Source organism: Frisingicoccus sp., assembly GCF_048388605.1.
Taxonomy (GTDB): domain Bacteria; phylum Bacillota; class Clostridia; order Lachnospirales; family Lachnospiraceae; genus Frisingicoccus.
In genome coordinates this window covers 118,980-127,465 of sequence record NZ_DBGCTU010000025.1, presented here as the reverse complement: position 1 = coordinate 127,465, position 8,486 = coordinate 118,980, and the positions used below count along the sequence as shown (strand labels likewise).

Genomic DNA, 8,486 nt, shown 5'->3' with positions numbered 1-8,486 from the left:
ACAGAAAAACCCCGGAAACCTTACGGTTCCGGGGTATCTTACGTTTGGACACAATGTACCTTGCGGTACTCAATATATATTAGTCAGTGATTACTCGATGATTGTAGCAACACGTCCTGATCCTACAGTACGTCCACCTTCACGAATAGCGAAAGTAAGACCCTGTTCCATAGCGATTGGATGAATCAGTTCGATGGTCATTTCTACGTTATCACCAGGCATACACATTTCTGTACCTTCTGGAAGGCTGATAACACCTGTGATATCTGTTGTTCTGAAGTAGAACTGTGGTCTATAGTTGTTGAAGAAAGGAGTATGACGTCCACCTTCATCTTTTGTTAATACGTAAACCTGAGCTGTGAATTTTTTGTGTGGATGAACACTGCCCGGTTTTGCGAGAACCTGTCCTCTTTCGATTTCATTTCTCTGAACACCACGAAGTAAGCAACCGATGTTATCACCAGCCTGAGCCTCATCAAGAAGTTTACGGAACATTTCGATACCTGTAACAACAACTTTACGTGTATCTTCTTTAACACCAACGATTTCAACTTCTTCAGAAAGATGAAGAACACCACGTTCTACTCTACCTGTAGCAACTGTACCACGGCCTGTGATGGAGAATACGTCTTCAACAGGCATAAGGAACGGTTTATCTGTTTCACGCTGTGGATCCGGGATATAGCTGTCAACTGTATCCATAAGTTCCATAATCTTATCGCCCCATTCGCTGCTTGGATCTTCAAGAGCTTTTAAAGCGGAGCCTTTGATAATTGGGCAGCCTTCGAATTCATATTCTTCAAGCTGTTCAGTAATTTCCATTTCTACTAATTCAAGTAATTCTTCATCATCAACCATATCACATTTGTTCATGAATACGATGATGTAAGGAACGCCAACCTGACGGGAAAGTAAGATGTGCTCTTTTGTCTGAGCCATAACACCATCAGTAGCAGCAACAACGAGGATAGCGCCATCCATCTGAGCAGCACCAGTGATCATGTTCTTTACATAATCGGCATGTCCTGGGCAGTCAACGTGTGCTGTGGAGATTGTGATACCACGTTCTCTTTCTTCCGGAGCCTTATCGATGTTTTCGAAATCTACTTTTTCATTACCTGCTACTCTTTCTGCTAATACTTTTGTGATAGCAGCTGTTAAAGTTGTTTTACCGTGGTCAACGTGACCGATTGTTCCGATGTTACAATGTGGCTTAGATCTGTCGAACTTAGCTTTTGCCATTTTAACTTCCTCCTTTAATATACGCCCCGCGGGCTCAATTTTACTCAGCTATATCTGATTATATTGCATTTTCCTCAGATATTCAAGCCTATTTTTCATTCATTAAACTTCATTATGATTTATTTTTCTTTTGCATTAAGAACTTTTTCCTGTACACTCTTTGGAACCTGTTCATATCTCTCGAAGAACATGGAATAGTTACCACGTCCCTGAGTTCTGGAACGCAGATCAGTGGAATATCCGAACATTTCTGCCAGCGGAACATAAGCTCTAACCATCTTTCCGCCGCCGATATCTTCCATACCTTCAATACGTCCACGACGGGAGTTGATATCACCGATAACATCACCCATATAATCTTCAGGCATTGTTACTTCAACCTTCATGATCGGCTCAAGCAATACCGGATTACCTTTCTTCATAGCATCTTTAAATGCCAGAGAACCGGCAATGTGGAATGCCATTTCAGAAGAGTCGACTTCATGATAGGAACCATCATATACAGTTGCATGAACACCTAATACCGGGAATCCGCCAAGGATACCGGCTTTGGATGCCTCTTCAATACCTTCGCCAACGGCCGGAATATATTCTTTTGGAATAGAACCGCCGACAACAGTGGAGTCAAACTTAAATGTCTCTTCTGCATTCGGATCCATTGGCTCGAATTTAACTTTACAATGTCCATACTGTCCACGGCCACCGGACTGTTTTGCATATTTGCTGTCCACGTCAACCGCTTTTGTAAAGGTCTCTTTATAAGCAACCTGAGGAGCGCCTACATTTGCTTCAACTTTGAATTCACGCAAAAGTCTGTCTACGATAATTTCCAGATGAAGCTCGCCCATACCGGCAATGATCGTCTGGCCTGTCTCCTGATCGGTATGCGCACGGAATGTCGGGTCTTCTTCAGCAAGTTTTGCCAAAGCTTCACCCATCTTGCCCTGACCGGCTTTTGTCTTAGGCTCGATCGCGAGCTCGATAACCGGTTCCGGGAATTCCATGGATTCCAAAATAACCGGATGCTGTTCATCGCAGATCGTATCGCCTGTTGAGGATACTTTGAAACCTACAGCAGCCGCGATATCACCGGAATAAACTTTATCCAATTCCTGTCTCTTGTTGGCATGCATCTGAAGGATACGACCAACACGTTCTTTTTTGCCCTTTGTCGCATTCAGTACATAAGAACCGGAATTCATTGTACCAGAGTAAACACGGAAGAATGCCAGTTTACCAACAAATGGGTCAGCCATAATTTTAAATACGAGAGCTGAGAATGGTTCTTCATCTGAAGAGTGACGAATAACTTCATTGCCGTCATCATCGACACCCTGAATTGCAGGAACGTCCAACGGAGACGGCATAAACTCAACAATTGCATCCAGAAGCTTCTGAACACCTTTGTTTCTGTATGCTGTACCGCAGCATACCGGAACAGCTTCACAGTTACATGTTGCTTTTCTCAGCACTGCTTTCAGCTCATCCACTGTAGGTTCTTCACCTTCAAGATAAGCCATCATTAAATCGTCATCTAATTCGCAGATTTTCTCTACTAATTCTGTACGATACAGTTCAGCATCATCCTGCATGTCTTCCGGAATGTCGATAATAGAAATATCGTCACCCTTTTCATCATTATAGATGTATGCTTTCATTTCAAATAAGTCAACGATTCCTTTGAATTCGTCTTCCTTACCGATTGGCAGCTGGATGCAGATCGCATTTTTGCCCAGACGGGTTTTAATCTGCTCAACTGCGCCATAGAAGTTTGCACCAATGATATCCATCTTATTGATGAATGCCATTCTAGGTACATTATAGGTATCAGCCTGACGCCATACGTTTTCAGACTGAGGTTCAACACCGCCCTTTGCACAGAATACACCGACAGCGCCGTCGAGTACACGCAGAGAACGTTCAACCTCTACTGTAAAGTCAACATGTCCAGGTGTATCAATGATATTGATACGGTTCTCCAAAGCGCCCGGCTTTGGTTTATTTCCTTCCTGAAGTGTCCAGTGACATGTTGTGGCAGCTGATGTAATTGTAATACCTCTTTCCTGTTCCTGCTCCATCCAGTCCATGGTTGCAGTACCTTCGTGAGTATCACCAATCTTATAGTTAACACCGGTATAATAAAGGATACGCTCTGTTGTTGTTGTTTTACCAGCATCAATATGAGCCATAATACCAATGTTTCTGGTTCTCTCTAATGGATATTCTCTTCCAGCCAAGGATAATTCCTCCTTATAAATAAGTCAGGCAGCAAGTATCTGCTTACCATCTGTAATGAGCAAATGCCTTGTTTGCTTCTGCCATCTTGTGCATGTCTTCTTTCTTCTTAACAGATGCGCCTGTGTTATTTGCTGCATCCATGATTTCATTAGCAAGTCTTTCTTCCATAGTCTTCTCGCCTCTCTTACGAGAATAGAGAGTTAACCATCTCAGTGCTAATGCTTGTCTTCTGTCAGCTCTTACTTCGATTGGTACCTGATATGTTGCACCACCGATACGACGAGCTTTTACTTCCAATACAGGCATTACATTATTCATAGCTTCTTCGAAAACTTCAACGGCATCTTTGCCTGTTTTCGCTGCCACTCTGTCAAATGCACCGTATACGATTTTCTGAGCAACGCCCTTCTTACCATCTAACATAACGTTATTGATAAGCTTAGTTACAACCTTATTGTTGTAAATCGGGTCTGCTAATACGTCCCTTTTTGCAATATGTCCTTTTCTTGGCACGTTACTTCCCTCCTTAATATTACCGGTCGGATTCCGTCCGGCTATTTAATTCATAGGTACTCACGTTTCCCTACGTGTTCGCGCCGAATCGCGTTTATATAAACCTGCAACCTTCACTGCCTGGTAAAATAATGCTACATTCGCCGCAATAGTATTTGGTTTGAAAACAGTATTATTTAGCGTCCTTTGGTCTCTTAGCTCCATATTTGGAACGGGCCTGTCTTCTCTTAGCGACACCAGCTGTATCCAAAGTACCACGGATAATGTGATATCTTGTACCTGGTAAGTCTTTTACTCTACCGCCACGGATAAGAACAACGCTATGCTCCTGAAGGTTGTGACCTTCGCCCGGGATATAACTTGTTACTTCGATACCGTTGGAGAGACGAACTCTGGCGATTTTTCTAAGAGCTGAGTTAGGTTTCTTAGGAGTCGCTGTCTTCACTGCTGTACAAACTCCTCTTTTCTGTGGAGCGGACTGATCCGTCGGCTTTTTATGAAGAGAGTTGTAACCTTTCTGAAGTGCTGGTGCTGTGGATTTTTTCTCTACAGTCTGTCTTCCTTTTCTTACTAACTGGTTAAATGTTGGCATTATTTTCACCTCCTGCGTAAATTAAATCGGTTACCGTAAAAAATCTTACGTTTTTGCGCGCGCAAACAAACACAGCTATTTACGCACACTGACTAAGTATATCAACTATTTTTTTCCTTGTCAATTGCTTTTACCAAAAGTTTTCCCTTTTTTTCAGCATTTAAACAGGAAAATCCGCAGCCCGAAATGAGCCGCGGATTCCCTCTATATTCAAGTAATTGCTACTCTTCAACAACACCGATAACAGATTCTTCCTCCGGAATGGTCTCTTCCGGAACAACCTCCTCATAGCCATCGGCATTATCTGTCATCACAACTTCATCTTCAACATCATCCAGTATCACATCCATATCCGGATTGATATCCGTACTCAGGCGTGTCGCACGATAACGGCGCATACCGGTTCCGGCCGGAATCAGTTTACCGATCAGCACATTTTCTTTCAGTCCGATCAACGGGTCAACTTTGCCTTTGATCGCGGCATCGGTCAAAACCTTCGTCGTTTCCTGGAAGGAAGCCGCGGACAGGAAGGAGTTCGTTGCCAGAGATGCTTTGGTAATACCAAGCATTACCTGACTTCCCTCTGCCGGTTCCTTGCCCTGTTCAACAAGATTTTCATTAATCTCCTCAAAGTCAAGAACGTCAACCAAGGTTCCCGGAAGATATTCTGTATCTCCGCTGTTCTCAACCCGGATCTTTTTCAACATCTGACGGACGATCACTTCAACGTGCTTATCGTTGATCTCAACACCCTGAAGACGGTATACACGCTGAACTTCCTGAATCATATAATCCTGAACGGCACGCACGCCCTTAATCTTCAGGATATCATGCGGATTCACACTACCTTCAGTCAACTCGTCACCGGCTTCAATCACCTGGCCTTCCAGCACTTTAATTCTGGAACCGTAAGGAATGAGATACGCTTTTGTCTCTCCGGTTTCACTGTTTGAAACGACGACCTCACGTTTTTTCTTCGTATCCTTAATGCTGATCGTTCCTGCAAATTCAGAAATAATGGCAAGACCTTTCGGCTTTCTTGCCTCAAAAAGCTCTTCGACACGAGGAAGACCCTGGGTAATATCGTCGCCGGCAACACCGCCGGTATGGAAGGTACGCATTGTCAGCTGTGTACCCGGTTCACCGATAGACTGGGCAGCGATAATACCAACCGCCTCTCCTACCTGTACAGCCTGGCCGGTCGCCATGTTGGCGCCGTAACATTTCGCGCATACACCGATATGAGAACGGCAGGAAAGCACGGTACGAATCTTAACTCTTTCGATTCCGGCGTTCGATATCATTGCCGCACGTTTCGGTGTGATCATGGTGTTTGCTTTGACAAGCACTTCACCGGTCTCAGGATGAATAATATCTTCTGCCGCATAACGGCCGGTCATACGGTCCTCAAGACTCTCAATGACTTCTTTGCCATCCATAAATGCATTGATCCACATACCCGGAATTTCTCCTGTGCCTTCACAGCAGTCCGTCTCACGAATGATCAGATCCTGCGATACATCAACCAAACGACGGGTCAGATAACCGGAGTCGGCAGTACGCAGAGCTGTATCGGACAAACCTTTACGGGCGCCATGAGCGGAAATAAAGTATTCCAGTACGTCCAACCCTTCACGGAAGTTCGACTTGATCGGCAGCTCGATAGTACGGCCGGATGTATCGGCCATCAAGCCACGCATACCGGCCAGCTGTTTGATCTGCTGGTTGGAACCACGGGCGCCGGAGTCGGCCATCATGTAAATATTATTATATTTATCAAGATTGGAAAGCAGGGCATCCGTAATCTTATCATCCGCCTGTTTCCATGTTTCAACAACGGCTTTATAACGTTCCTCTTCCGTCGTAAAACCACGGCGGAAATTCTTCGTGATTTTTTCAATTGTCTTTTCCGCATCGGCAATGAGCTGTTTTTTAGCTCCCGGCACGGACATATCGGATACGGATACGGTAATCGCACTGACTGTGGAATATTTGTAACCTGTAGATTTAATCAAGTCAAGTACCTCTGCAGTCTTTGTCGCACCGTGGGTGTTAATACATTTATCAATAATCTGCTTCAGCTGTTTCTTTCCAACAAGGAAATCAATTTCAGGCGCCAGATCATTCTCCGGCAGCGCACGATTTACAAAGCCCAGATCCTGAGGAATAATTTCATTGAAAATGAAACGTCCCAAAGTAGATTCAATGATCCGGCTTGTCTTTACGCCATTGACATATCCTTCCTTGCGGATCTTGATTCGGGCCTGAAGGGTAATGACTTTATTTTCATAAGCCATAATCGCTTCATTGACATTATGGAAGAACTTGCCCTCACCCGGATCACCCGGTTTTTCCAAAGTCAGATAGTAAATGCCAAGAACCATATCCTGAGAAGGAACGGCTACCGGCGCACCGTCGGACGGTTTCAGCAGGTTGTTCGGAGAAAGCAGCATAAAACGACATTCTGCCTGAGCTTCCACAAACAGCGGTACATGAACAGCCATCTGGTCGCCATCGAAATCGGCATTGTAAGCTGTACATACAAGCGGATGCAGCTTGATTGCTTTACCTTCAACCAATACCGGCTCAAATGCCTGGATTCCCAGACGATGCAGTGTCGGTGCACGGTTCAGCATCACCGGATGTTCCTTAATAACATCTTCCAGCACATCCCAGACTTCCGGCTGGAGACGTTCTACCATTTTCTTCGCGGATTTAATATTGTGGGCCAGTCCGCCGGCAACAAGTTCCTTCATAACGAACGGCTTGAACAGCTCAATGGCCATTTCCTTCGGCAGACCGCACTGGTAAATCTTTAATTCAGGGCCGACAACAATAACGGAACGGCCGGAATAGTCAACACGTTTTCCGAGAAGGTTCTGACGGAAACGCCCCTGCTTACCTTTCAGCATGTCGGAAAGAGATTTCAGAGCACGGTTTCCAGGCCCCGTCACCGGACGGCCGCGGCGTCCGTTATCGATCAGAGCGTCTACAGCCTCCTGGAGCATACGTTTTTCATTGCGAACAATGATGTCCGGAGCTCCAAGTTCAAGGAGGCGTTTCAAACGGTTATTTCTATTAATAATACGACGGTAAAGATCATTTAAGTCAGACGTTGCAAAACGTCCGCCATCCAGCTGAACCATCGGACGAATATCCGGCGGGATAACCGGAATCACAGTCAGGATCATCCATTCCGGGCGGTTACCGGAAGTACGGAATGCTTCCACAACCTCCAGCCGTTTAATAATGCGCGCCCGTTTCTGACCGGTTGAATTCTTTAATTCTTTTTTCAGTTCATCGGCTTCTTTTTCCAGATCAATGGCTTCCAGGAGTTCCTTGATGGACTCGGCGCCCATACCGGCCCGGAAATTATTGCCGAATTTTTCATAGGCATCTCTGTATTCTTTTTCAGAGAGAACCTGTTTATTCTGCAGATCGGTTTCTCCCTTATCAAGAACAACATAGGACGCAAAATAAAGAACTTTTTCCAGATTCCGAGGCGACATGTCCAGAATCAAACCAAGGCGGCTCGGAATACCTTTGAAATACCAGATATGTGACACAGGAGCCGCCAGCTCGATATGTCCCATACGCTCACGACGCACGTTGGATTTTGTAACCTCAACGCCGCATCGATCGCAGACAACGCCTTTATAACGGATTTTCTTATACTTACCGCAATGGCACTCCCAGTCTTTCTGAGGTCCAAAAATCCGCTCGCAGAACAGGCCGTCTTTTTCCGGTTTCAAAGTTCTATAGTTAATGGTCTCCGGTTTTTTTACTTCACCATGGGACCAGCTTCTGATTTTCTCAGGAGAAGCCAGACCAATCTTGATGGCATCAAATGTCATCGGTTGATATGCTTCACTGCTATTCATTTCAGGCATTCACGACACTC

General features: G+C 44.9%; 5 protein-coding genes. All 5 read right to left on the bottom strand.

Annotation, left to right across the window (positions count from 1 at the left end; translation table 11 throughout):
• Nucleotides 1-90 precede the first annotated feature (90 nt).
• The 5 genes from tuf to rpoC all read right to left on the bottom strand — a co-directional run bounded on the left by tuf (nucleotide 91) and on the right by rpoC (nucleotide 8,475).
• Nucleotides 91-1,242, bottom strand: a complete 1,152-nt coding sequence (tuf, locus tag ACMN7X_RS05845; RefSeq protein ID WP_418746543.1) for an elongation factor Tu — start codon at nucleotides 1,240-1,242, stop codon at nucleotides 91-93.
• Between the two features lie 119 nt (nucleotides 1,243-1,361).
• Nucleotides 1,362-3,479 carry an elongation factor G gene (gene fusA / locus ACMN7X_RS05840; protein WP_418746542.1) on the bottom strand — a complete coding sequence of 706 codons (2,118 nt, stop codon included), beginning with the start codon at nucleotides 3,477-3,479 and terminating at the stop codon, nucleotides 1,362-1,364.
• Nucleotides 3,480-3,522: 43 nt separating this feature from the next.
• Nucleotides 3,523-3,993 (bottom strand): 30S ribosomal protein S7, encoded by a 471-nt coding sequence (gene rpsG / locus ACMN7X_RS05835; protein WP_418746541.1) that lies wholly within the window; start codon nucleotides 3,991-3,993, stop codon nucleotides 3,523-3,525.
• Between the two features lie 172 nt (nucleotides 3,994-4,165).
• The gene (gene rpsL / locus ACMN7X_RS05830; RefSeq protein WP_132091638.1) at nucleotides 4,166-4,585 is read right to left on the bottom strand and encodes a 30S ribosomal protein S12; all 420 of its coding nucleotides are present in this window, start codon (nucleotides 4,583-4,585) and stop codon (nucleotides 4,166-4,168) included.
• Between the two features lie 221 nt (nucleotides 4,586-4,806).
• A complete protein-coding gene (rpoC, locus tag ACMN7X_RS05825) occupies nucleotides 4,807-8,475 on the bottom strand; it encodes a DNA-directed RNA polymerase subunit beta' (RefSeq protein ID WP_418746540.1) in 3,669 nt (1,222 codons plus the stop codon).
• Nucleotides 8,476-8,486 lie beyond the last annotated feature (11 nt).

Excerpts from the sequence above, each read along its gene's own strand:
- tuf (WP_418746543.1), bottom strand. The coding sequence starts at position 1,242 with ATGGCAAAAGCTAAGTTCGACAGATCTAAGCCACATTGTAACATCGGA.
- rpsL (WP_132091638.1), bottom strand. The coding sequence starts at position 4,585 with ATGCCAACATTTAACCAGTTAGTAAGAAAAGGAAGACAGACTGTAGAG.
- rpoC (WP_418746540.1), bottom strand. The coding sequence starts at position 8,475 with ATGCCTGAAATGAATAGCAGTGAAGCATATCAACCGATGACATTTGAT.